Source organism: Streptomyces sp. NBC_00019 (assembly GCF_045041015.1).
In the GTDB taxonomy this organism is placed as follows: Bacteria; Actinomycetota; Actinomycetes; order Streptomycetales; family Streptomycetaceae; genus Streptomyces.
In genome coordinates, this window is sequence record NZ_CP108302.1 from 1,195,775 (window position 1) to 1,216,688 (window position 20,914).

The 20,914-nt window shown below is 71.3% G+C and carries 21 protein-coding genes and 1 pseudogene; 12 read left to right on the forward strand and 10 right to left on the reverse strand.

Annotated elements, in window-relative coordinates; genetic code table 11:
* Position 1 precedes the first annotated feature (1 nt).
* Together OHU89_RS05910 and OHU89_RS05915 are read right to left on the reverse strand one after the other, a co-directional pair.
* Positions 2–1,297: an MFS transporter gene (locus OHU89_RS05910; protein WP_266896914.1), complete on the reverse strand. Its 1,296-nt coding sequence runs from the start codon at positions 1,295–1,297 to the stop codon at positions 2–4.
* Between the two features lie 104 nt (positions 1,298–1,401).
* Positions 1,402–2,019 carry a LysE/ArgO family amino acid transporter gene (locus tag OHU89_RS05915; RefSeq protein WP_405640498.1) on the reverse strand — a complete coding sequence of 206 codons (618 nt, stop codon included), beginning with the start codon at positions 2,017–2,019 and terminating at the stop codon, positions 1,402–1,404.
* A 69-nt stretch (positions 2,020–2,088) separates the two neighbouring features.
* Between OHU89_RS05915 and OHU89_RS05920 the strand changes: the two genes are divergently transcribed.
* Both OHU89_RS05920 and OHU89_RS05925 read left to right on the forward strand, forming a co-directional pair.
* On the forward strand, positions 2,089–2,985 hold the full coding sequence (locus OHU89_RS05920) for a LysR family transcriptional regulator ArgP (protein WP_405640501.1): 897 nt from the start codon (positions 2,089–2,091) through the stop codon (positions 2,983–2,985).
* Between the two features lie 80 nt (positions 2,986–3,065).
* The gene (locus OHU89_RS05925) at positions 3,066–3,428 is read left to right on the forward strand and encodes a peptidase inhibitor family I36 protein (RefSeq protein ID WP_405640504.1); all 363 of its coding nucleotides are present in this window, start codon (positions 3,066–3,068) and stop codon (positions 3,426–3,428) included.
* Here OHU89_RS05925 and OHU89_RS05930 read toward each other — a convergent pair.
* The gene (locus tag OHU89_RS05930) at positions 3,406–4,128 is read right to left on the reverse strand and encodes a TetR/AcrR family transcriptional regulator (protein ID WP_405640507.1); all 723 of its coding nucleotides are present in this window, start codon (positions 4,126–4,128) and stop codon (positions 3,406–3,408) included. The genes OHU89_RS05925 and OHU89_RS05930 overlap by 23 nt on opposite strands.
* Positions 4,129–4,237: 109 nt before the next feature.
* Here OHU89_RS05930 and OHU89_RS05935 point away from each other — a divergent pair, with 109 nt between their 5' ends.
* Together OHU89_RS05935 and OHU89_RS05940 are read left to right on the forward strand one after the other, a co-directional pair.
* The gene (locus OHU89_RS05935; RefSeq protein WP_405640510.1) at positions 4,238–5,458 is read left to right on the forward strand and encodes a saccharopine dehydrogenase family protein; all 1,221 of its coding nucleotides are present in this window, start codon (positions 4,238–4,240) and stop codon (positions 5,456–5,458) included.
* Positions 5,459–5,566: 108 nt separating this feature from the next.
* Complete coding sequence (locus tag OHU89_RS05940; protein WP_405640513.1) at positions 5,567–5,821, forward strand: WhiB family transcriptional regulator; 255 nt, start codon at positions 5,567–5,569, stop codon at positions 5,819–5,821.
* On the opposite strand, the gene OHU89_RS05945 is transcribed toward OHU89_RS05940, so the two are convergent.
* Genes OHU89_RS05945 through OHU89_RS05960 form a run of 4 tightly spaced genes read right to left on the reverse strand, consistent with a single transcriptional unit; the run spans position 5,777 to position 10,467 of the window.
* Positions 5,777–7,609 (reverse strand): sensor histidine kinase, encoded by a 1,833-nt coding sequence (locus tag OHU89_RS05945; RefSeq protein ID WP_405640515.1) that lies wholly within the window; start codon positions 7,607–7,609, stop codon positions 5,777–5,779. The genes OHU89_RS05940 and OHU89_RS05945 overlap by 45 nt on opposite strands.
* Entirely contained in the window at positions 7,606–8,286 is a 681-nt protein-coding gene (locus tag OHU89_RS05950; protein ID WP_405640518.1) for a response regulator, read from the reverse strand. Before OHU89_RS05950 ends, OHU89_RS05945 begins: the two co-directional genes overlap by 4 nt.
* A gap of 19 nt (positions 8,287–8,305) precedes the next feature.
* Complete coding sequence (locus OHU89_RS05955; protein WP_405640520.1) at positions 8,306–9,040, reverse strand: L,D-transpeptidase family protein; 735 nt, start codon at positions 9,038–9,040, stop codon at positions 8,306–8,308.
* A gap of 41 nt (positions 9,041–9,081) precedes the next feature.
* Positions 9,082–10,467, reverse strand: coding sequence for a M1 family metallopeptidase (locus OHU89_RS05960; RefSeq protein WP_405640523.1), 1,386 nt, complete (start codon positions 10,465–10,467; stop codon positions 9,082–9,084).
* Between the two features lie 148 nt (positions 10,468–10,615).
* On the opposite strand from OHU89_RS05960, the gene OHU89_RS05965 reads away from it, so the two are divergent.
* Entirely contained in the window at positions 10,616–10,963 is a 348-nt protein-coding gene (locus OHU89_RS05965) for a DUF488 domain-containing protein (RefSeq protein WP_405640526.1), read from the forward strand.
* 21 nt (positions 10,964–10,984) lie between these two features.
* Here the strand turns inward: OHU89_RS05965 and OHU89_RS05970 are convergent, their stop codons facing one another.
* Positions 10,985–12,658: an FAD-binding dehydrogenase gene (locus OHU89_RS05970; protein WP_405640529.1), complete on the reverse strand. Its 1,674-nt coding sequence runs from the start codon at positions 12,656–12,658 to the stop codon at positions 10,985–10,987.
* Between the two features lie 16 nt (positions 12,659–12,674).
* Positions 12,675–13,301 carry a TetR/AcrR family transcriptional regulator gene (locus OHU89_RS05975; RefSeq protein WP_405640532.1) on the reverse strand — a complete coding sequence of 209 codons (627 nt, stop codon included), beginning with the start codon at positions 13,299–13,301 and terminating at the stop codon, positions 12,675–12,677.
* Positions 13,302–13,420: 119 nt separating this feature from the next.
* On the opposite strand from OHU89_RS05975, the gene OHU89_RS05980 reads away from it, so the two are divergent.
* The 3 genes and pseudogenes from OHU89_RS05980 to OHU89_RS05990 all read left to right on the forward strand — a co-directional run bounded on the left by OHU89_RS05980 (position 13,421) and on the right by OHU89_RS05990 (position 16,040).
* Entirely contained in the window at positions 13,421–14,047 is a 627-nt protein-coding gene (locus OHU89_RS05980) for an alpha-ketoglutarate-dependent dioxygenase AlkB (RefSeq protein ID WP_405640535.1), read from the forward strand.
* A gap of 128 nt (positions 14,048–14,175) precedes the next feature.
* Positions 14,176–14,763, forward strand: a pseudogene (locus OHU89_RS05985) (MBL fold metallo-hydrolase); the annotation flags it as partial.
* Positions 14,764–14,804: 41 nt separating this feature from the next.
* Positions 14,805–16,040, forward strand: a complete 1,236-nt coding sequence (locus OHU89_RS05990; RefSeq protein WP_405640538.1) for a DUF4032 domain-containing protein — start codon at positions 14,805–14,807, stop codon at positions 16,038–16,040.
* Position 16,041: 1 nt separating this feature from the next.
* Here OHU89_RS05990 and OHU89_RS05995 read toward each other — a convergent pair whose 3' ends face one another.
* Positions 16,042–16,914, reverse strand: coding sequence for a universal stress protein (locus OHU89_RS05995; RefSeq protein WP_405640541.1), 873 nt, complete (start codon positions 16,912–16,914; stop codon positions 16,042–16,044).
* A gap of 64 nt (positions 16,915–16,978) precedes the next feature.
* Here OHU89_RS05995 and OHU89_RS06000 point away from each other — a divergent pair, with 64 nt between their 5' ends.
* The 4 genes from OHU89_RS06000 to OHU89_RS06015 all read left to right on the forward strand — a co-directional run bounded on the left by OHU89_RS06000 (position 16,979) and on the right by OHU89_RS06015 (position 20,885).
* Positions 16,979–17,338 (forward strand): VOC family protein, encoded by a 360-nt coding sequence (locus tag OHU89_RS06000; protein ID WP_405640544.1) that lies wholly within the window; start codon positions 16,979–16,981, stop codon positions 17,336–17,338.
* Between the two features lie 66 nt (positions 17,339–17,404).
* Positions 17,405–19,081, forward strand: a complete 1,677-nt coding sequence (locus tag OHU89_RS06005; RefSeq protein WP_405640547.1) for an FAD-dependent oxidoreductase — start codon at positions 17,405–17,407, stop codon at positions 19,079–19,081.
* A complete protein-coding gene (locus OHU89_RS06010; protein ID WP_405640549.1) occupies positions 19,078–20,535 on the forward strand; it encodes an ATP-binding protein in 1,458 nt (485 codons plus the stop codon). The genes OHU89_RS06005 and OHU89_RS06010 overlap by 4 nt, the downstream gene beginning before the upstream one ends.
* Positions 20,532–20,885 (forward strand): UBP-type zinc finger domain-containing protein, encoded by a 354-nt coding sequence (locus OHU89_RS06015; protein ID WP_405640552.1) that lies wholly within the window; start codon positions 20,532–20,534, stop codon positions 20,883–20,885. The genes OHU89_RS06010 and OHU89_RS06015 overlap by 4 nt, the downstream gene beginning before the upstream one ends.
* Positions 20,886–20,914: the final 29 nt, after the last annotated feature.

A 20,914-nucleotide genomic window follows, 5' to 3' on the forward strand; every position in this document is an offset into this window, starting at 1 on the left:
CTCAGACGCGGTAGCGGCGCAGCGCCGGTACGGCGGCGGCCAGGCCCAGCATCACGGCCACGACGAGGAGACCGCCGCCCGCGACGGCCGCGCGTGGCCCGAAGGCCGAGCCGGCGGTGCCGTGCAGGACATCGGCCAGGCGCGGTCCGCCCGCGACGACGACGGTGAAGACACCCTGCATACGGCCGCGCATCTCGTCGGTGGCGGCGGACAGCAGGATCGCCCCGCGGAAGACCATGGAGACCATGTCGGCCACCCCTGCCAGGGCGAGGAACGCGACCGCGAGCCAGAGACTGTCGCTCAGCCCGAAGCCGGTGATGGCGGCGCCCCACGCGACGACGGCGCCGATGACCATCCAGCCGTGCCGGCGGGCCCGGGAGAAGGTGCCGGAGAGCAGTCCGCCGAGGACGGCGCCGATGGGGATCGCCGCGAACAGCAGACCGAGGGCGAGACCTTCGCCGTAGGGCGCGTAGGTCTCCGAGGCCAGCTGCGGGAACAGGGCGCGCGGCATGCCGAGGACCATCGCGATGATGTCGGCGAGGAAGGACAGCAGCAGCACCTTGTGCAGGGAGATGTACCGGAACCCGGCCGCGATCTCGCGCACTCCCGCGCGGCGCTTGGTCTGCGACGCCAGCGGCGGCAGCGCGGGCAGCTTGTAGACCGCCCACACCGTGACGCACAGCGCCAGGGCGTCGATGAGGTAGAGCTCCGGCAGGCCGATGACCGGGATCAGGGCGCCCGCCAGGAGCGGGCCGACCACCTGTCCGGTCTGCATGACGGTCGAGCCGAGGGCGTTGGCGGCGGTCAGCTCGTCCGCGGGCACGAGCCGGGCGATGGAGGCGTTGCGGGCCGGTGCGTTCAGGCCCCAGAACGCCTGCTGCATCGCGAGCAGGACCATCAGCACGGCCACGGACTCCAGGCCGGTGACGGCCTGTATCCAGAAGAGCAGCGAGGTGACGGCGATCCCGGTGTTGGTGACGAGGAGCAGCTTGCGGCGGTCCACGCTGTCGGCGATCGCACCGCCCCACAGCGCGAACACCATGAGCGGCAGCAGTCCGGCGAGGCTCGCGTAGCCGACCCACGCGGACGAGCCAGTTATGTCGTAGATCTGCTTGGGCACCGCGACCGCGGTGAGCTGGCTGCCGACGGCCGTGACGATGGTCGACGTCCACAGCCGGCGGTAGGCCGGGCGACGCAGCGGACGGGTGTCCATCGCGAACCGGCGCCAGCCGCGCCGGGCGGGCTCCTCCGTGGGGTCTGTCGACTGCTCTTCGGTGCTGCTCTCGCTCGTGTCCACGGGCTTCCTGGTTGGTCGTTACATCTTTCGGAACCAGGGTTCACTATGGCAGCTCAGTCCGAGCGTGCGGGACCCGCAATCCCAGCTTGCGGACGGGGTGTTGCTCAGGCCCCGGCGATCAGCATCCCGCCCATGGTGATCATCGTCGCGGCGACCAGCCCGTCCAGGACGCGCCAGGCCATGGGCCTGGCCAGGAAGCGGCCCAGCAGTCGGGCGCCGAAGCCCAGTGCCGCGAACCAGCACAGGCTGGCGAGCACGGCGCCGAGCCCGAAGGTCCAGCGCAGTGCGCCGCGGTCGGCGGCGACGGAGCCGAGCAGAAACACGGTGTCGAGATAGACGTGCGGGTTGAGCCAGGTCAGTGCCAGACAGGTCAGGACGGCCCGCTTGCGGGAGCCCGCCGCCTCGCCTTCCGTGCGCAGGGCAGTGCCGGCCGGCCGAAACACCCGGCGGGCGGCGAGGGCGCCGTAGCAGAGCAGGAAGACGCCGCCGATCCAGCCGACCGCGGTCAGCGCGTCCGGCCACGCCACCACCACCGCTCCCAGTCCGCCGACGCCCAGGGCGATCAGGGCCGCGTCCGAGAGGGCGCAGATGCCGACGACGGCGAGGACGGAGTCGCGACGGACACCCTGGCGCAGGACGAAGGCGTTCTGGGCGCCGATGGCGACGATGAGCGAGAGGCCGGTGCCGAATCCGGCGGCAGCGGCGGCGAGCGAAGCGGTCATGGCGTCGACGCTAGGTGGGCGGCGACCTGGAGTACAGCTAAAGATTCTTACGTATCATTAGCGCTCGTGATGACAGAGCTTCCCCTCGACCAGGTGCGGACCCTGCTGGCGGTGGTCGACGAGGGCACCTTCGACGCGGCTGCCGCGGCCCTGCATCTGACGCCGTCGGCGGTGAGTCAGCGGGTCAAGGCCCTGGAGCAGCGCACCGGCCGGGTGCTGCTGGTGCGTACGAAGCCGGTGCGGCCCACCGAGTCGGGCGAGGTGATCGTGCGGTTCGCGCGGCAGCTGGCGCGACTGGAGCGGGACGCGCGGGCCGAGCTGGGCATGAGCGCGGTCGGGGAGTCGACGCGGGTGTCGATCGCGGTCAACGCCGACTCGCTGGCGACGTGGTTCCTCCCGGCGCTGAACCGCGTTCCGGACGGCTTCCGGCTCACCTTCGAGCTGCACCGCGAGGACGAGGAGCACACGGCGACACTGCTGCGGGAGGGGCTCGTGATGGCGGCGGTGACCTCCTCGCCGGACGCCGTGTCGGGCTGTTCCGTGCGCCCGTTGGGGCGGATGCGGTACTTCGCCGTGGCGAGCCCGGAGTTCGTCGACCGGTGGCTCGACGGTCCGCTGCGGGACGCGCTGGCGGAGGCGCCCTCGGTGGCCTTCGACCGCCGTGACTCCTACCAGGACCGCTTCGTACGGAGCCTGCGCCGGGGCCGGGGCGGCGCGAGTCCCGCCCGCCACTACGTCCCCACCTCGGAGGGCTTCGTGGCGGCCGTCGCGCTGGGCCTGGGCTGGGGCATGGTCCCCGACGTCCAGGCCGAGCCCCTCCTGGCCACGGGCCGGCTGGTCCACCTCGCGCCCGACCGCCCGGTGGACGCACCCCTGTACTGGCAGCAGTGGAAGCTGGACTCGCCCGCGCTGGCGACCGTGGCCGAGGCGGTGGCCGCCGCGGCGGCCGAGGCACTCACCTCCTAGGCGAGTCAACCTCACACCTCCGAGGTGCCGCGCGACCTGGTCCCGGAGTCACCGTGGTGACTCAACGGGAGGAGAACACCATGCTCACCAGGACCAAAGCATCACTCGCCGCCCTGCTCGCCGTACCGGCCCTCACCCTCGGCTTCGCCGGCGAGGCGCAGGCCGACGGCTACTGCGGGGCCGGCCGCGTCTGCATGTGGGAGGACGGCAACTACGAGGGCAGCAGGTACGTCGGTGTCGTCGCGGGCGGTCCGTACGACATCGACGGCTGGAACGGCGACAACGAGATCAGCAGCATCGACAACGCCTCCGACGACTACATCGTGATGTACGACAACGACGACCTCACCGGCTTCCTCGGCTGTGTCCAGCCGCACCAGCGCATCCCCGAGCTGTGGCGCAACGACGAGATGGAGAGCTTCATCGCCCGCTCGTTCTGCTGAGCAGCGCGGCCAGTTGGGCCTCGGCGCTGTCCAGGAGCATCTCCAGCGCCGTCGGATAGGCGCTGTCCACCATGCGCCCCGCCAACAGGGGTGCCGCCTCCGCGATCCGGGGATGCGTGGTGCGGGGCAGGTGGGCGTAGGTCGAGCTCCACATGTCCTCGTCGGCGTGGAGCGCGGCGCTGGGCAGGGCCAGGGAGGCGGCGTCGAGGGCGGCGAAGGCCAGGGTCTGGTCGATGAAGGCGTGGTAGATGCGCACCGTGTCCGCCAGCGGGAAGCCGGCGGTGCGCAGCACGTCGAGGACCGCCTCGTCGGCGGCGAGTTCGTTGGGCCGCCCGGTGACCCGGTTCGTGGTCAGCACGGCGGCCTGCGGATGGGCGAGGTACGCGGCGTGGAGGCGCAGCCCGACCGCGCGCAGGTCCGCCCGCCACCGCCCCGTCGGCTCCCAGCCCCGCAGGGCCTGTCCGATCAGGGCGTCGCCGATCGCCAGGGTCAGGTCGTCCATGCCGCGGAAGTAGCGGTACAGGGTGCTGGGGTCGGCGTCCAGGGCCAGGCCCAGGCGGCGGGCGGTGAGCCCGGTGCTGCCGTGTTCGCGCAGCATCCGCAGCGCGGTCTCGACGATCAGCGCCTCGGACAGCACGGTGCCGCTCTTGGTGGGGCGGCGCCGGCGCCGCTTCTCCTCGGGTACGACCGCTTTCGGCATGCCGCTCCTCCTTATGCCAACGCCATTGACCTTATGTGAGCGGACGGCGTTGTATCTCCGTCAGGGGCCCCACCGACGTCTTGGACCTTCGACCGACGGAGTACTTGTCATGCGTGTACTGCTCGTGGGAGCCGGTGGAGTGGGCACCGCCATCACCCGGATCGCGGCCCGGCGGCCGTTCTTCGAGGCGATGGTGGTGGCGGACTACGACCTGGCCCGCGCCGAGGCCGCAGTGGCGGCGCTCGGCGCCGAGGGAGCCCGCTTCCGGGCCGAGCGCGTCGACGCGAGCGACGAGGCGGCCGTGGCGGCGCTCCTGGAGCGGCACGCGTGCGACGTCCTCCTCAACGCGACCGACCCCCGCTTCGTGATGCCGCTGTTCCGGGCGGCCCGCGCGGCCGAGGCGACGTATGTCGACATGGCGATGTCGCTGTCGCGACCGCACCCCGAGCGCCCCTACGACGAGTGCGGGGTCAAGCTCGGCGACGCCCAGTTCGAGGAGGCGATCGGCTGGGAGAAGGCGGGGGTGCTGGCGCTCGTCGGCATGGGGGTGGAGCCGGGTCTGTCGGACGTCTTCGCCCGCTACGCGGCCGATGAACTCTTCGACGAGATCGAGGAGATCGGCATCCGCGACGGTGCGAACCTCACCGTGGACGGCTACGACTTCGCGCCGTCCTTCAGCATCTGGACCACCATCGAGGAGTGCCTCAACCCGCCCGTGGTCTACGAGGAGGACCGCGGCTGGTTCACCACCGAACCGTTCAGCGAGCCCGAGGTGTTCGACTTTCCCGAGGGCATCGGCCCGGTGGAGTGCGTGAACGTCGAGCACGAGGAGGTGCTGCTCGTTCCCCGCTGGGTCGACGCCAAGCGTGTCACCTTCAAGTACGGCCTGGGCGAGGAGTTCATCCAGACGCTGAGGACGCTGCACCTGCTGGGTCTGGACCGGACGGAGCCGGTCACCGTGCCGAGCGCGAGCGGACCGGTCCGGGTCTCGCCCCGGGACGTGGTCGCCGCCTGTCTCCCCGACCCGGCGACGCTGGGCGAGCTCATGCACGGCAAGACCTGCGCGGGCACCTGGGTGAAGGGCGTCAAGGACGGGGCGCCGCGCGAGGTGTACCTGTACCACGTGGTCGACAACCAGTGGTCCATGGCGGAGTACGGCTGCCAGGCGGTGGTGTGGCAGACGGCGATCAACCCGGTCGTCGCCCTCGAACTCCTCGCCACGGGCGCCTGGTCGGGCTCGGGCGTCCTCGGCCCGGAGGCCTTCCCCGCCGGCCCCTTCCTCGATCTGCTGACCGCGTACGGCTCCCCGTGGGGGCTGCGCGAGCAGTGAGCCCGGATTTACCGGACATCCGTTGTTTCACTCATGCATCGACAGGTGACCCGAAAGCGAGTAAGCCATCCGCGAGGGCACGGACGACTTCGAGCGCAGGTGACATCGATGGAAAACTGGCGAGACCATGCCGTATGCCGCCACGAGGACCCCGACCTCTTCTTCCCGATCGGAAACACCGGCCCGGCACTGGTGCAGACGGAACAGGCGAAGGCGATCTGTCATCGCTGTCCCGTGCGGGAACAGTGCCTGGAGTGGGCCATGGCCACCGGGCAGGCGATCGGTGTCTGGGGCGGAACGAGCGAGGCCGAACGACGCTCACTGCAACGGCGCCGGGCCAGGGCCGGGCGCACCTCCGGCTAGTACCGGCACCCGGAGGGTGAAGACACTGCCCGCGCCGGGTTCGCTCGTCGCCTGAGCCGTGCCGCCGTGCGCGGCGACCAGGTGGCGGACGATCGGCAGACCGAGCCCGCTGCCGCCGGTACGGCGGCTGCGGGACTTCTCGGCTCGCCAGAACCTGTCGAAGACTTGCGGTAGATCATCGGCCGCGATCCCGCTGCCGGTGTCGGCGACTTCGAGGACGACATCGTCACCCTCGCACCGTGCCGCGAGGGTGACGGTCCCGTCCGCGGGCGTGTGCCGAAGAGCGTTGGAGACGAGGTTGCCGAGCGCCTGCCGCATCCGCACCGGGTCGGCGTCCAGCCACGGCGTGCCCTCCGTCTCGGTGCGCAGGGTGACGCCCGCCGTGTCCGCGGCCACCCGGTACGCCGCGGCGACCTGACCGATCAACTCGTCGGCACGGACGGGCTCCCGGTGCAGCCGCAGCGTGTCCGCGTCGGCGGCGGCGAGGTCCTGGAGGTCGTCGATGACTCGCTGGAGGACCAGGGCCTCCTCGTGCAGCGACGCGAGCAGTTCCGGGTCCGGAGCCACGACCCCGTCCTTGGTGACCTCCAGCCAGCCGCGGATGTTGGTGAGCGGACTGCGCAGTTCATGGGCGATGTCGCTGACCATGGCCTTGCGCTGCGCTTCCAGCCGTTCCCGGCGTTCGGTGAGGTCGTTGAAGGCCGCGGCGAGGATGCCGGTCTCGTCCCGCGTGGTCACGGGCACCCGCACATGCAGCTCCGGCGGCTGCTGGGCCGCCGCGGTCAGCGCGCGCAGCGGCCGGACGAGCCGCGTGGCGACGAGGGCGGTCACGGCGACGGTGACGGCGAGCACGAGCCCGGCGACACCGACGACCTTGGCCTTGTTGGCCGGTGACATGTCGAACCGCACGGCGGTCCGGTCCCCGCCGCCCAGGAACAGCTCGGCGGTCGGCGCGACATAGGGGTCGAGCTGGGCGCGGCGCGCACTGTCGACGCAGTTCTGCGCGGTGCGGGCGGCCTCCGACCCGGGCTCCACGTCGGTCTTTCCCACCTGATAGCGGCCGCCCACGCCCCGGTCCGTGCCGTCGAGGGAGATGAACAGCGGCGCGACCAACTTCAGGTCCTGCCCGCCCAGGCAGCCGCGGGCATGTTCCATCAGGTCCGCGAGGGCCTTCTCCTCACCGGCGGTCGGGGTGTTGAGCTTCCCGTCGGCGCACTCGAGGGGCGTCTCGACGTCTTCGCTCAGGAACGGGCGGCCGCTCGGCATCCTGACGATGCTGGTCTCGATGCCGTTACGGGCGAAGCACTGTTGCCGCACCACGGCCAGCTTTCCCAGCCTGGCCCGCTCCCCGGCCGTCAGCCGGTACGGCCCCACCACCCGCGGATCGATGCCGCTGCGCTGCGCCCCGCGCTCGGTGTAGGTGTCGGTGCGCAGGGGGTCGACGGTGGCCGCGGCGCGCGGCGGCAGGGAGGTGCCGGGCGGCGCCGAGTCGACGAGGGTCCGGCGGTCGGTGGTGGTCAGGGCGATACGCCGGCCCGTCCTCTCGGACAGCGTGCGGACGACCGACCCGACGCCCCGCCAGTCCCGGTGCGTTGCCGCATACCCGCTCAGCCGGGCCAGGACGTCCATGTCCTCGGCGAGGACCTGGCCCTGTTCCTCCCGCAGCGCACGGGTGGTGGTCTCCACCGCCAGCCAGGCGGTCGCGGCCACCGAGCACACGGCGATGAGCACGGAGGTGATCAGCAGCCGCACCGAGAGGCGCTTGCGCAGGGGTATGCGGCGGCTCATCCGCGGCCGCCGCTGAGCTTGTAGCCGACGCCGAACACGGTCAGCAGCCGGACCGGCCTGCGCGGATCCGTCTCGGTCTTGCGCCGCAGGTTCATGATGTGGACGTCCACGGCCCGCTCGGTGGACGACCGGTCGATGCCACGGGTGCACTCCAGCAACTGCCGCCGGGAGAACACCCGCTCGGGTTCGGCGGCCATGGCGAGCAGGATCGCGAACTCGGCGGGCGTGCACTCCACTTCCTCGCCCTCGCACCGCACCTCGTGCCGTACGGGATCGACCTGCAGCCCCGCGGCCCGTACGACGCCCGCGGTGCGTCCGCTGCGCCGCAGAACCGTACGGATCCGGGCCATCAGCTCACGAGGGCTGTAGGGCTTGGTCATGTAGTCGTCGGCGCCCACGTCCAGGCCGAGCAGCACGTCGTCCTCGGAGGAGCGGGCGGTGAGCATGAGCACCGGGGTGTCGTCCACCCGCCGCAGCGCCCGGCACACACCGAGGCCGTCGACCACGGGCAGCATCAGGTCCAGCACGACCAGGTCGGGTCTCAGCCGTCGCACCGCGTCGAGGGCGGCGCCGCCGTCGTGGACCACGGTGGCGGTGTGGCCCTCCGCCAGCAGGGAGCGGCGTATGAGTTCGGCCTGCATCTCGTCGTCCTCGGCGACCAGCACATGTGCGCACACCTGGCGGATCCTAAGCCGCTCAGCGGGCCAGGGAGTCGGCGTCGCCCATGACGACGACCGGACGCCGGGCCGGGTCCAGGGCCAGGAGGAGCTCCTTCATGTGCTTCTCGGCGAGGCTGACACAGCCCTGGGTGGGCCCGTCGTGGTCGACGTGCAGCCATATCCCGCCGCCGCGGCCCGCGCCGAGCGGGCGGGTCCAGTCGAGGGGTGAAGTCCCGGGCTCGCGGTTGTAGTTGATCGCGATCACATAGTCGAAGGAGCCCGCCAGGGGTTCGCCCTCGAAGCCGGTGCCGGTCGCGGTGAAGCCGGTGCCGTGGTCGTACGGCAGCCGGGTGCCGGGGTCGCGGAGCCGTCCGCCGGCGTCGGTGAGGCCGAAGACGCCGATGGGTGAGCGCAGGTCGCCTGCACGGTGGTGGTCGCTCCAGCCGCGCAGCGCGTTGTGCGCGGGCCAACGGTCGCCGGCCTCCCACCCGTCGTCGGTGCGCGCGTACAGGACGACGGTGGACCGCGAGGAGTTCTTGCCGCGTCCGGTGACGACGACGGCCTGGCGGGTGTCGTCCGGCACCTTCGCCCACGTCTTCGGCCCCAGCCCGGGCAGTTGCTGCGGGGCGACCTCCAGGGAGATCGGCGGCACTGGCCGGATCGACGTGGTGGCCGGCGGCCGCCGCTCGGGGGTCGCCACCGCCCCTGCCCCGCACCCGGTGAGCACGAGGGAGGCGGCCAACAGCGCGACAGGCGGTCTGCGTGTGATCATGCGTCGACCCTCGCCGACACTTGTTTGGAACTCGTCAGGTTCTAGGGTGCGGCCGGCTTGCCCTGCTGGTACACCCACGTCCGGAACAGACCGTCCAGGTCCTTGCCGGACTCGCGCTCCGCCAGGCGCACGAGCTGGGCGGTCGTCCCGTGTCCGTCCCGGTGCTCGCCGGCCCAGGCCCGCAGGATCCGGAAGAACACCCGGTCCCCCACGGCCTTGCGGAGTTGGTGCAGGGCCATCGCGCCACGGGCGTAGACGGGCGTACCGAAGATGTTCGCGCCGCTGCCCGGGTCACCGGGCGGGAACTCCCACAGCCCGTCGCTCGCCGGCCGGGCGTACAGCGCGTCGAAGGACTTCTGCGCGCTGTCGCCGCCGTGCTGTTCGGCGTAGAGCCACTCGGCGTAGGTCGCGAAGCCCTCGTTGAGCCAGATGTCCTTCCACGAGGTCAGGCTGACGGAGTCGCCGAACCACTGGTGGGCGCTCTCGTGGACGAGGGTGCTCAGGTCGGGGGCCCGGTCGTAGACGGGCCGGGTCTGTGTCTCCAGCGCGTACCCGACGTTCGGGGCCCGGTCGACGATCGAGCCGGCGGCCTTGAACGGGTAGGGCCCGAAGAGCTTGCTCTCCCACGCCAGGACGGACGGCAGCTTCTTCAGGACCGGTGCGGCGGCGTCGGCCTCGCGCGGGTCGACGGCGTTGTAGACCTGGATGCCGTCGCGAGTCGAGTACCGCTCCACCGTGAACTTCCCGACCGTCGCCGTGGCCAGATAGGCGGCCATGGGCTCGGACTGGCGCCAGCGGAACGTGGTCTGCCCGTGGGCGGTCGCCTGCCCCAGGAACACGCCGTTGGCGACGGCGGTGCGGCCCTTGGGGACGGTGATCGTGAAGTCGTACGACGACTTGTCCTTGGGGTGGTTGTTCGCGGGGAACCAGGTCATCGCGCCCTGCGGCTCCCCCGCGACGAAGGTTCCGTCGTCCGTGGGGATCCAGCCGTCGAGGGAGCCGTCCGGGTCGGTGACCGGGGCCGGCTTGCCGTTGTAGGTGACGGTGACGCGGAACCACTGCCCCTTGTGCAGGGTCTTGCGCGGGGTGACGACGAGTTCCTGGCCGTCGCGGCTGAAGGCGGCCTTGTCACGGCCGACGGTCAGGCTCGTGACCTTCAGCCCGTTCAGGTCGAGGTCGAAGCGGCTGAGCTTCTGGGTGGCGCGGGCGTAGAGGACGGCCTTGCCGTCGAGGTGGCGGCTGTCCGTGTCGTAGCGGAGGGTCAGGTCGTAGTGGCCGACGTGGTAACCGCCGTTGCCGGCCAGCGGGAAGTACGGGTCACCGGCGCCGGACGAGCCGGTCGACGGGGGTGCGGCCGCCCCGAGCAGCGCCACCAGGGCGACGGGGACGGTTCCGAGGACGACGGTGCGTCTGACGGCCTGAGGCACGTGCGCTCCTGCGGTTGGCGGGTGGCGGGTGGCAGACGGCTTCACACTAAAGGTGATCTCGGAGGAACTCACCCTTGAGCCGGTCAAGACGTGCCGCTCCCCGAAGTACGCTCCCGGCACGTCACCACCCCTGTGGAAGGGCCCCGCCATGAGCGTTCGTGTGCGCCGCGTCTACGAGTCGCCCGAGCCGGAGGACGGCGTACGCGTCCTGGTCGACCGGCTGTGGCCGCGCGGCCTGTCCAAGGAGGCCGCGCGGGTGGACGAGTGGCCCAAGGCCATGACCCCGTCGACCGGGCTGCGCCGCTGGTACCACGCGGGTGAGGGGTCCTACGAGGAGTTCGCCGGGCGTTACGAGGCGGAGCTGGCCGCACCCGAGGCGGCCGAACTCCTGGACCACGTGCGCGAGCTGGCCCGCAAGGGGCCCCTCACGCTGCTGACGGCCGCGAAGGCTCCCGGGGAGAGCCACGCGGCCGTACTCGCACGCCTGCTGGACTGAGCGGCTCTCAGCCGGTGCGCCTCACGCGGTCTGCTGCGCCGCCGCCCGGCCCGCCACCCGCCCGGAGAACAGGCAGCCGCCGAGGAAGGTGCCCTCCAGCGCGTTGTAGCCGTGCACGCCGCCGCCGCCGAAGCCGGCCACCTCACCCGCCGCGTACAGTCCGCCGATCGGGTTGCCGTCGGCGCCCAGGGCGCGGGAGTCCAGGTCGGTCTGGATGCCGCCGAGGGTCTTGCGGGTCAGGACGTGCAGCTTGACGCCGATCAGCGGGCCGGCGTCCGCGTCGAGGATGCGGTGCGGGGTGGCGACCCGGCCGAGCTTGTCGCCGATGTAGCGGCGGGCGTTGCGGATGCCCTGGACCTGGGCGTCCTTGCTGTACGGGTTGGCGATCTGGAGGTCACGGGCCTCGATCTGGCGGCGCACCGTGGCCGCGTCGAGGAGCGGCTTGTCCGTCAGGGCGTTCATCTTCTCGACGAGCTGCTCCAGGTCCGGCGCGGTCACGAAGTCCGCCCCGTTGCGCAGGAACGCGTCGACCGGCCCCGGGGCCCCCTTGCCCAGCACCCGCTCCTTGAGGAACCCGATCCGGTCCTTGGCGGTGATGTCGGGGTTCTGCTCGGAGCCCGACAGCGCGAACTCCTTCTCGATGATCTTCTGGGTGAGGATGAACCAGGAGTGGTCGTAGCCGGCGATGTCCTCGGTGGTGCGCAGGTACTTCAGGGTGCCGAGGGTGTCGTAGCCGGGCAGACACGGGTCGGGCAGCCGGCGGCCCAGGGCGTCGAACCACATGGAGGACGGTCCGGGCAGGATCCGGATGCCGTGGCCGGGCCAGATCGGGTCCCAGTTCTGCACGCCCTCGGTGTAGTGCCACATGCGGTCGCGGTTGACCAGGCGTACGCCCGCCTCCGCGCTGATGTCGAGCATGCGCCCGTCGACGTACGCGGGGACGCCGGTGACCATCTCGGTGGGCGGGGTGCCGAGGCGCTCGGGCCAGTAGCGGCGGACGATGTCGTGGTCGGCGCCGATGCCGCCGCTGGTGACGACGACGGCCTGGGCGGTGAGTTCGAAGTCGCCGACGCGGTCGCGGTTGGACTTCACGCCCCGTGCCGAGTTGTCCTCGGCGAGGACGGTGCCGCGCACACCGCGCGCCTGCCCGTCCTCGACGACGAGTCCGTCGACCTGGTGGCGGTAGTAGAAGGTGAGCAGCCCGTCGCGGGCGGCCTGCTTGGCATAGTTGACGAACGGCTCCACGACGCCCGTGCCGGTGCCCCACGAGACGTGGAAGCGCGGCACGGAGTTGCCGTGCCCGTGTGCGCGCAGGTCACCGCGTTCGGCCCAGCCGACGGTCGGCAGGAACTTGATGCCGTGCCCCTCCAGCCAGGACCGCTTCTCCCCCGCCGCGAACTCGACGTAGGCGCGTGCCCAGCGCACCGCCCAGGAGTCCTCGTCGTCCTCGCGGTCGAACTGGGCGCTGCCCTGCCAGTCGTTCCAGGCCAGGTCGAAGGAGTCCTTGATGCCGAGGCGCCGCTGCTCCGGGGAGTCGACGAGGAAGAGCCCGCCGAAGGACCAGAAGGCCTGACCGCCGAGGTTGGCGGCGTTCTCCTGGTCGACCAGCGCGACCCTGCGGCCCCGGCTGGTCAGTTCATGCGCCGCGACCAGGCCCGCGAGCCCCGCTCCGACGACAATGACGTCGGCATCCATGGCGACCGTCCCTTCCTCATACGGTGGTGTCGCTGCCGTCGGTCAGCAGCGCGGTGAGCAGTTGGCCGAGCCAGGCGCGGGCCCGCTCGAGGTCCCGGTCCAGCAGCAGTTGGGTGGTGACCCCGTCGTACGCGGCGACGACGGCGTGGGCGGCCCCGTCGAGGTCGCCGAGGACGGCGGGCAGCGCGGTGTGGCCCTGCGCCCGGGCCAGCCGCTCGGCGACCGCCCGGCGCAGCCGCTCCCGGTGCTCCAGCAGGGTCTGCGCGACGGCCGGTTCCCGGGCGGCGTACACCAGGAAGTCGGTCTTCACCAGGAGCCAGTCCCGGTCCAGGAGCAGCACCTCGGTGACGCGGTCCACGGCGGCGGGCACGTCGAGGTCGGGTCCGTCCAGGGCCAGCGCGCCGGAGACCTGGTCGGCGATCAGGCCCGCCCGCTGCCGGTAGAGGGCGAAGAAGAGCTCGTCCAGGCTGTCGAAGTTCGAGTAGAAGGCGCCGCGGCTGTAGCCGGCGGCCTCGCAGACCTCCTCGATGGAGACCCGCCCGAAGCCCTTGGCGGCGAAGACCGAGAACGCGGCGTCCAGGAGGTTGGCGCGCGTGCGGACCCGGCGCTTGGTCACGCGCTTGGTCGTGCCCTCCAGTGCCATGTCCGGCCCTCCGTTCGATACGGGAATGTATCCGATACAACGATGTATCGACAGAGCCGGGTTTGGAGACACCACCACACGATGGGAACAAATTTTCGAATAGGGAGTACGCTGGATCCATGACCACGCACCTCCAGGCCTCCCTCTTCGACCAGACCGACGAGCTCCGCCTCGGCCCGCTCGACGCGATCCGGCGGACCGCGCTCGGACACGGTGCCTGGATCGACGTACTCCCTGGCTGGCTCGGCGGCTCCGACGCGCTGTTCGAACAGCTCGCCTCCGAGGTTCCGTGGCGGGCCGAACGCCGGACGATGTACGACCAGGTCGTCGACGTACCGCGGCTGCTGGCGTTCTACGGCGTGGACGACGTACTGCCGCACCCGGTGCTGACCCGGGCCCGCGAGGCGCTCACCGCGCACTATGCCGAGGAGCTGGGCGAGCCGTTCACCACGGCCGGGCTCTGCTTCTACCGCGACGGCCGGGACAGCGTCGCCTGGCACGGCGACCGGATCGGCCGGGGCGCCCGCGAGGACACCATGGTCGCCATTCTCTCCGTCGGCGCACCCCGCGACCTGTTGCTGCGTCCGATGCGCGGCGGCGACACCGTGCGCCGCCCGCTGGGCCACGGCGACCTGATCGTGATGGGCGGCTCCTGCCAGCGGACCTGGGAGCACTCCGTACCGAAGACCACGCGCGCCGCGGGACCGCGCATCAGCGTCCAGTTCCGCCCGCACGGCGTGCACTGAGGCAGAGAGGCGGCTGCTTCGGAAGCACGCAGGGGGCTGCCTCCGGCGGACGGCGCCGGAGGCAGCCCTTCCGCTGGGCGAGGGCCCGTCCCGCCGCACGCGCGTGACGCGGTTCCTGTTCTGGATGCAGTTCACCGGAGGCGGTCGCGGCGGTGCTGATCACGCACGCCCACAACGACCATCTGGGTTCGGCCGAGTACCTGCGCGCCACGTACGGCACGCCCGTGTACCTCCGTGACGACGAAGTGCCGCATGCCCGCCGGGAGTTCCTGCACCAGGTGACCGTCGGTGACGTGGTGAGGAACGGCCGGCGGCCGGGTGTCCTGCCGTGGGCGCTGCGCGCGATCCGCTCCGGAGGCAAGGCACACGTCCCGGTCACCGATCCGGAGGTGTTCCCCTCCAAGGGCGCGCTCGACCTGCCGGGCCGACCGGTCCCCGTGCACACGCCGGGACACACCGACGGACACGCCGCCTTCCACCTTCCGGACTCCGGCGTACTGATCTCCGGTGACGCCCTGGTGAGCGGCCACCCGACCTCGCGGGTCAAGGGCCCTCAGCTGCTGCCGGACATGTTCCACCACGAGCGCGCCCGTGCCGTGGCCTCGCTGGACGTCCTCGCCGCCCTGGAGGGTGACCTCCTGCTCCCGGGCCATGGTCCGGCGCACCGCGGTCCGGTCCGTGAAGCGGCACTTCAGGCCAGGGAGCGCGCCCTCTAAGGTGAGGTGACGATCACCCGCGAGGCGAGGACGAACGGCCCATGGCACTGCAGATCAGCGCGACGAACCCGGAGCACCCCGCGCTCCTGCTGGAGCTGCCCTGGGACGTGCCCCTGGAGGAGTGGCCGGAAGAGGTCCTGGTCCCGCTCCCGCGCGGCATATCCCGGCACATCGTGCGCTACGCCCGCGCCGGCGACGAGGTGATCGCCGTCAAGGAGCTCGCCGCAAGACCCGCCCTCAACGAGTACGACATGCTCCGCGACCTCGACCGGCTCGCCATCCCCTCCGTGGATCCCCTGGCCGTGGTCACCGGCCGCACCGACCAGGACGGCAAACCGCTGGAGTCCGTCCTGGTCACCCGCCATCTGGGCGGCTCGATGCCGTACCGGTCGATGTTCGAGACGACGATGCGGCCGGCGACCATGCACCGCCTCATGGACGCCCTGGCCGTCCTGCTCGTACGACTGCACCTGGCCGGGTTCGCCTGGGGCGACTGCTCTCTGTCCAACACCCTCTTCCGCCGGGATGCGGGCGCCTACGCCGCCTATCTCGTCGACGCCGAGACCGGCGAACTGCACCCCCAGCTCAGCAACGGCCAGCGCGAGTACGACCTCGACCTCGCCCGCGTGAACATCAGCGGCGAACTCCTCGACCTGGAGGCCTCCGGGGCGCTGCACCCCTCCGTCGACCCGATCGAGTTCGGCATGGAGATCTGCGCGCGCTACCGCGGCCTGTGGGAGGAGCTGACCCGCACGTCCGTCTATCCGGCGGGCAAGTACCACTACATCGAGCGCCGGATCCGCCGTCTCAACGAGCTCGGTTTCGACGTGGCCGAGATGCAGATCGAGCACGCGGCCAACGGTGACACGGTCACCTTCGTGCCCAAGGTCGTGGACGCCGGCCACCACCAGCGCCAGCTGCTGCGGCTGACGGGCCTGGACACCGAGGAGAACCAGGCCCGGCGGCTGCTGAACGACCTGGAGAGCTGGATGGCCACCCAGGACGACTACGCCCCGGGCGACCCCCTCGGCGCCCGCCCCGAGGTCCTCGCCCACCGCTGGGTGCGGGACGTCTTCCGCCCGACCGTGCGCGCGGTGCCGCTCGAACAGCGCGGGTCGATGGACGCGGCCGAGATCTACCACGAGTTGCTCGAACACCGCTGGTACCTGTCGGAGCGGGCGCAGCACGACATCGGCCTGGACACGGCGGTCGAGGACTACATCGAGAACGTCCTGCCCAAGGCGCGGGAGACGCTCCAGCCCACCGTCGAGAACTGACTCAGACGGGCGGGACGACCGCCACCGGGCACTCCGCGTGATGCAGCACGCCGTGGGCGACGGAGCCGATCCGGGCGCCCACGGCGGTGCGGTGGGCGCGCCGACCGACGACCATCAGCTGGGCCCGCCCCGCCACCGACAGCAGCACCTGTCCCGCACTGCCCATCTCGACGTGCTCCACCACCGGGACGTCGGGGAACTGTTCCCGCAACGGCTCCAGTGCGGCCCCCAGCGCCTGCTTCTCACGCGGCTCCAGACCCCCGGCCTCGTCGAGCAGCTTCAGGGAGCCGGGGCTGTAGGCGAACACCGGCGGCAGGGTCCAGGCCCGTACGACACGCACCGCCGCCCCGCGCGACGCGGCGGTCTCGAACGCGAACCGCAGGGCGGCGGCGCTGTCCTCCGGCTCACCCTGCTGGCCTACGACGACCTCGCGGCCTGCGGCCTCCGCGGAGGGCTGGTCCCCGGCGCGTACGAGCACGACAGGCCGCGCGGTCTCGGCGATCACCTGCTGTCCGACGGAGCCGAGCAGGAACCCTACGACCGGCCCGTGGCCGCGCGAGCCGAGCACCAGCATCTCGGCGTCCGCCGCCGCGTCGACCAGCGTCTCGACGGTGCCGCCCTCCAGGACGTCGGTGGTCACGGTGAGCCCCGGGTACCGACCGGTGACGGCCCGGGTCGCCTCGGACACCGTCTCCCGCACCCACCCGGCCTGTGTGTCCGGGGTGGCCACCTCGACGGCGTCGTACGCCTCGAACCGCCATGCCTGCACCACCCGCAACGCCAGGTCCCGGCGGACCGCCTCCCGGGCCGCCCAGTCCAGTGCGGCCAGACTCTCCTCGGATCCGTCCACCGCTGCGGTGATCGGGCGCGTCATAGGGCTGCCTCCCTGCGTCGTCGTCACGTCGTCCATCAGCCCAAGTCTTCACTACGCTGCCGCCATGAGCCTGGAATGGGAACAAGTGAACGTGGATGCTCACGACGCGGAGACCCTGGGCCGCTGGTGGGCCGAGGCGCTCGGCTGGGTGGTGGTCAACGACTGCGCTGAGGAGTTCGAGATCCGGCCGGAGCAGGACCGGCTGCCGGGCCTGCTCTTCGTCCCGGTTCCCGAGGGCAAGACGATCAAGAACCGCCTCCACCTCGACTTCCGCCCCGCCGACCAGGCCGCCGAGGTCGCCCGCCTCCTGGCACTCGGCGCCCGGCACGCGGATGTCGGCCAGGGCGAGCAGTCCTGGGTGGTGCTCGAGGACCCCGAGGGCAACGAGTTCTGCGTACTCCGCGGCCACGGGCCGCGAACCTGAGCGGACCGGGACTTTCGAACATACGATGGGCCGCAGTCGCAGCCGAACTCTCGGGGTGGGAGACGTATGGCACAGGCCGCCGAATCAGCGCGGACCGTCATCCTGACCGTGGACGACGACCCGGGGGTCTCCCGTGCCGTCGCCCGGGATCTACGGCGACGCTACGGCGAGTCGTACCGGATCGTGCGCGCGGAGTCCGGTGAGTCCGCGCTGGAGGCGCTGCGCGAGCTGAAGCTGCGCGGGGACCTGGTGGCGGTGATCCTGGCCGACTACCGGATGCCGCAGATGAACGGCATCGAGTTCCTGGAGCAGGCCCTCGACGTGTATCCGGGCGCGCGCCGGGTGCTGCTGACGGCGTACGCGGACACCAACGCGGCGATCGACGCGATCAACGTCGTGGATCTGGACCACTATCTGCTCAAGCCGTGGGACCCGCCGGAGGAGAAGCTCTACCCGGTCCTGGACGACCTCCTTGAGGCCTGGCGGTGCAGCGAGTACCGTCCGGTGCCCGCCACCAAGGTCGTCGGGCACCGCTGGTCGGCGCGCTCCTCGGACGTGCGGGAGTTCCTGGCCCGCAACCAGGTGCCGTACCGCTGGTACTCGACCGAGGAGCCCGAGGGACAGCGGCTGCTGGCCGCCGCGGGCCAGGACGGACAGCGGCTGCCGGTGGTCATCACCCCGGACGGCACTCCCCTGGTCGAGCCCGAGGCACCCGATCTGGCCGCGCACGTGGGTCTGGCCACGACGCCCACCGCGGACTTCTACGACCTCGTCGTCATCGGCGGCGGCCCGGCCGGGCTCGGGGCCGCGGTGTACGGCGCCTCGGAGGGGCTGCGGACCGTCCTCGTGGAGCGGTCCGCGACCGGCGGGCAGGCGGGGCAGAGCTCACGCATCGAGAACTACCTGGGCTTCCCCGACGGTGTGTCGGGCGCCCAGCTCACCGAACGGGCCCGGCGGCAGGCGGCCAAGTTCGGCGCCGAGATCCTCACCGCCCGTGAAGTGGCCGGCCTGGAGGTGAACGGGGCGGCCCGGACCGTGCGGTTCTCGGACGGCTCCGCGGTCGCCGCGCACAGCGTGATCCTGGCGACCGGTGTGTCGTACCGGCAGCTGGAGGCGCCGGGCTGCACCGACCTGACCGGATGCGGGGTGTACTACGGCTCGGCGCTGACCGAGGCGTCCTCCTGCCAGGGACAGGACATCTACATCGTGGGCGGCGCCAACTCCGCGGGGCAGGCGGCGATGTACCTGTCCCGGGGCGCCAAGTCGGTGACCCTGCTGGTGCGCGGCGCCGACCTGTCGGCGTCGATGTCGCACTACCTGATCCAGCAGATCAGCGACGCCCCCAACATCTCGGTACGCGCGCGTACCGTCGTCGACTCCGCCCATGGCTCCGACCATCTGGAGCAGCTCACCCTGCGCGATGTGGACACCGGGGAGACCGAACTCGTCGACGCGCAGTGGATGTTCGTGTTCATCGGCGCGGCCCCGCTGACCGGCTGGCTGGACGGCACGGTGCTGCGCGACGACCACGGGTTCATCCTGGCCGGGCCCGACCTGACCGCCGACGGACGGCCGCCGGCGGACTGGGAGCTGGACCGGCCGCCGTACCACCTGGAGACCAACGTCCCCGGCGTGTTCGTGGCGGGAGACGCCCGCGCCGAGTCCGCCAAGCGGGTCGCGTCCGCCGTCGGAGAGGGAGCCATGGCCGTGATGCTCGTCCACCGGTATCTGGAGCAGTCATGAGCGGGCAGCTCGTGCCGTGCAGCCCCGCGGAGATCGGGGCGCTGTTCCTGTTCGAGAAGCTGTCCCCCGAACAGCTGGGGCAGTTGTGCAGTTCCGGTCGGGTGGAGAAGTTCGAACCCGGGCCCGTCTACACCGAGGGCGAGCCCGCCACCTGCTTCTACGTGATGATCGAGGGCACGGTCGTGCTCTCCCGCCGGGTCGGCGGCGACGACGTGGAGGTCACGCGGACCTCGCAGAGCGGGGTGTACGCGGGGTCCATGCAGGCCTACCTCGGGGACCGGGTGCGGCAGGACTACAAGAACTCCATGCGGGTCACGGAGCCGACGCGGTTCTTCGTGCTGCCCAGTGAGAAGTTCTCGGACTTCATGCAGGAGTGGTTCCCGATGGCGGTCCACCTGCTGGAGGGGCTGTTCTTCGGCTCGCAGAGCACCCAGCGGGCCATCGGCCAGCGCGAACGGCTCCTCGCGCTCGGCTCGTTGTCCGCCGGCCTCACCCACGAGCTCAACAACCCTGCGGCCGCCGCCGTACGGGCCACCGCGACCCTGCGGGAGCGTGTGGGCAAGATGCGGCACAAGCTCGCCGTCATCGCCCAGGGGAACTACGCCCCCGAGGTCATGGCGAACCTCATCGACATCCAGGACCGCACCGCCGAACGCGTCGCCAAGGCACCGACGTTGAGCCCGCTGGAGGCCTCGGACCGCGAGGACGCGGTCACCGACTGGCTGGACGACCACGACATCCAGAACGGCTGGCGGCTCGCTCCCACCTTCGTGCAGGCCGGTCTCGACGTGGACTGGCTGGACCAGGTCGCCGCGGCCGTGGACGGGGACCTCCTGCCCAACGCGATCGGCTGGCTCAACTACACCGTCGAGACCGAGCTGTTGATGGACGAGATCAACGACTCCACCAACCGCATCTCCCACCTCGTCGACGCCGCCAAGCAGTACTCGCAGCTCGACCGGGCACCGTTCCAGAACGCCGATGTGCACGAACTCCTGGACAGCACCCTGCTGATGCTGTCCGGCAAGATCGGACAGCGGATCAAGGTCGTCAAGGAGTACGACCGGACGCTCCCGAAGATCCCCGCGTACCCCGCGGAACTCAACCAGGTGTGGACCAACGTGATCGACAACGCGGTCGCCGCGATCAACAGTGCGGGCGGGGAAGGCACCTTGACCGTGCGGACGGCGCTCGATCATGAGCGGCTGCTGGTGGAGTTCCGGGACACGGGGCCGGGGGTGCCGAAGGAGATCCGCAGCCGGATCTTCGATCCGTTCTTCACCACGAAGCCGGTGGGTGAGGGGACGGGGCTCGGTCTCGACATCTCGTGGCGGATCGTGGTGAACAAGCATCACGGGACGCTTCAGGTGGAGTCCCGGCCGGGGGACACGCGGTTCCAGGTGCTGCTTCCGCTCACCGCCGCGGAGAGTGACACGAGCGAGGAGTGGGAATGACCGAGATCCAGGGACTCGACGCCGACGTGCCGCCGAGCGGGAACGGGTGCGTCGAGTGCGATGCCGCGGGCGGGTGGTGGTTCCATCTGCGACGGTGTGCGCAGTGCGGACATGTGGGGTGCTGCGACTCCTCGCCCGCGAAGCACGCCACGGCACACTTCCAGGAGACCGGGCATCCGTTGGTGCAGAGCTTCGAGCCGGGTGAGAAGTGGTACTGGAACTTCTCGACCAAGGAGATGTTCGAGTCCGGGCCCTCGCTCGCGGCACCGGACAGTCATCCGGTGGATCAGCCGGCGCCGGGTCCGCAGGGACGGGTTCCGGCGGATTGGGCGAAGACGTTGCGGGGCTAATTGGCTCGGGGGCTTCTGTGCTTTGGTGA

Bases quoted from the DNA above. Each gene is read 5' to 3' on its own strand.
- OHU89_RS05915 (WP_405640498.1), bottom strand. From the start codon at position 2,019: ATGACCGCTTCGCTCGCCGCCGCTGCCGCCGGATTCGGCACCGGCCTC.
- OHU89_RS05920 (WP_405640501.1), top strand. From the start codon at position 2,089: ATGACAGAGCTTCCCCTCGACCAGGTGCGGACCCTGCTGGCGGTGGTC.
- OHU89_RS05925 (WP_405640504.1), top strand. From the start codon at position 3,066: ATGCTCACCAGGACCAAAGCATCACTCGCCGCCCTGCTCGCCGTACCG.
- OHU89_RS05930 (WP_405640507.1), bottom strand. From the start codon at position 4,128: ATGCCGAAAGCGGTCGTACCCGAGGAGAAGCGGCGCCGGCGCCGCCCC.
- OHU89_RS05935 (WP_405640510.1), top strand. From the start codon at position 4,238: ATGCGTGTACTGCTCGTGGGAGCCGGTGGAGTGGGCACCGCCATCACC.
- OHU89_RS05940 (WP_405640513.1), top strand. From the start codon at position 5,567: ATGGAAAACTGGCGAGACCATGCCGTATGCCGCCACGAGGACCCCGAC.
- OHU89_RS05945 (WP_405640515.1), bottom strand. From the start codon at position 7,609: ATGAGCCGCCGCATACCCCTGCGCAAGCGCCTCTCGGTGCGGCTGCTG.
- OHU89_RS05955 (WP_405640520.1), bottom strand. From the start codon at position 9,040: ATGATCACACGCAGACCGCCTGTCGCGCTGTTGGCCGCCTCCCTCGTG.
- OHU89_RS05965 (WP_405640526.1), top strand. From the start codon at position 10,616: ATGAGCGTTCGTGTGCGCCGCGTCTACGAGTCGCCCGAGCCGGAGGAC.
- OHU89_RS05970 (WP_405640529.1), bottom strand. From the start codon at position 12,658: ATGGATGCCGACGTCATTGTCGTCGGAGCGGGGCTCGCGGGCCTGGTC.
- OHU89_RS05975 (WP_405640532.1), bottom strand. From the start codon at position 13,301: ATGGCACTGGAGGGCACGACCAAGCGCGTGACCAAGCGCCGGGTCCGC.
- OHU89_RS05980 (WP_405640535.1), top strand. From the start codon at position 13,421: ATGACCACGCACCTCCAGGCCTCCCTCTTCGACCAGACCGACGAGCTC.
- OHU89_RS05990 (WP_405640538.1), top strand. From the start codon at position 14,805: ATGGCACTGCAGATCAGCGCGACGAACCCGGAGCACCCCGCGCTCCTG.
- OHU89_RS05995 (WP_405640541.1), bottom strand. From the start codon at position 16,914: ATGACGCGCCCGATCACCGCAGCGGTGGACGGATCCGAGGAGAGTCTG.
- OHU89_RS06000 (WP_405640544.1), top strand. From the start codon at position 16,979: ATGAGCCTGGAATGGGAACAAGTGAACGTGGATGCTCACGACGCGGAG.
- OHU89_RS06005 (WP_405640547.1), top strand. From the start codon at position 17,405: ATGGCACAGGCCGCCGAATCAGCGCGGACCGTCATCCTGACCGTGGAC.
- OHU89_RS06010 (WP_405640549.1), top strand. From the start codon at position 19,078: ATGAGCGGGCAGCTCGTGCCGTGCAGCCCCGCGGAGATCGGGGCGCTG.
- OHU89_RS06015 (WP_405640552.1), top strand. From the start codon at position 20,532: ATGACCGAGATCCAGGGACTCGACGCCGACGTGCCGCCGAGCGGGAAC.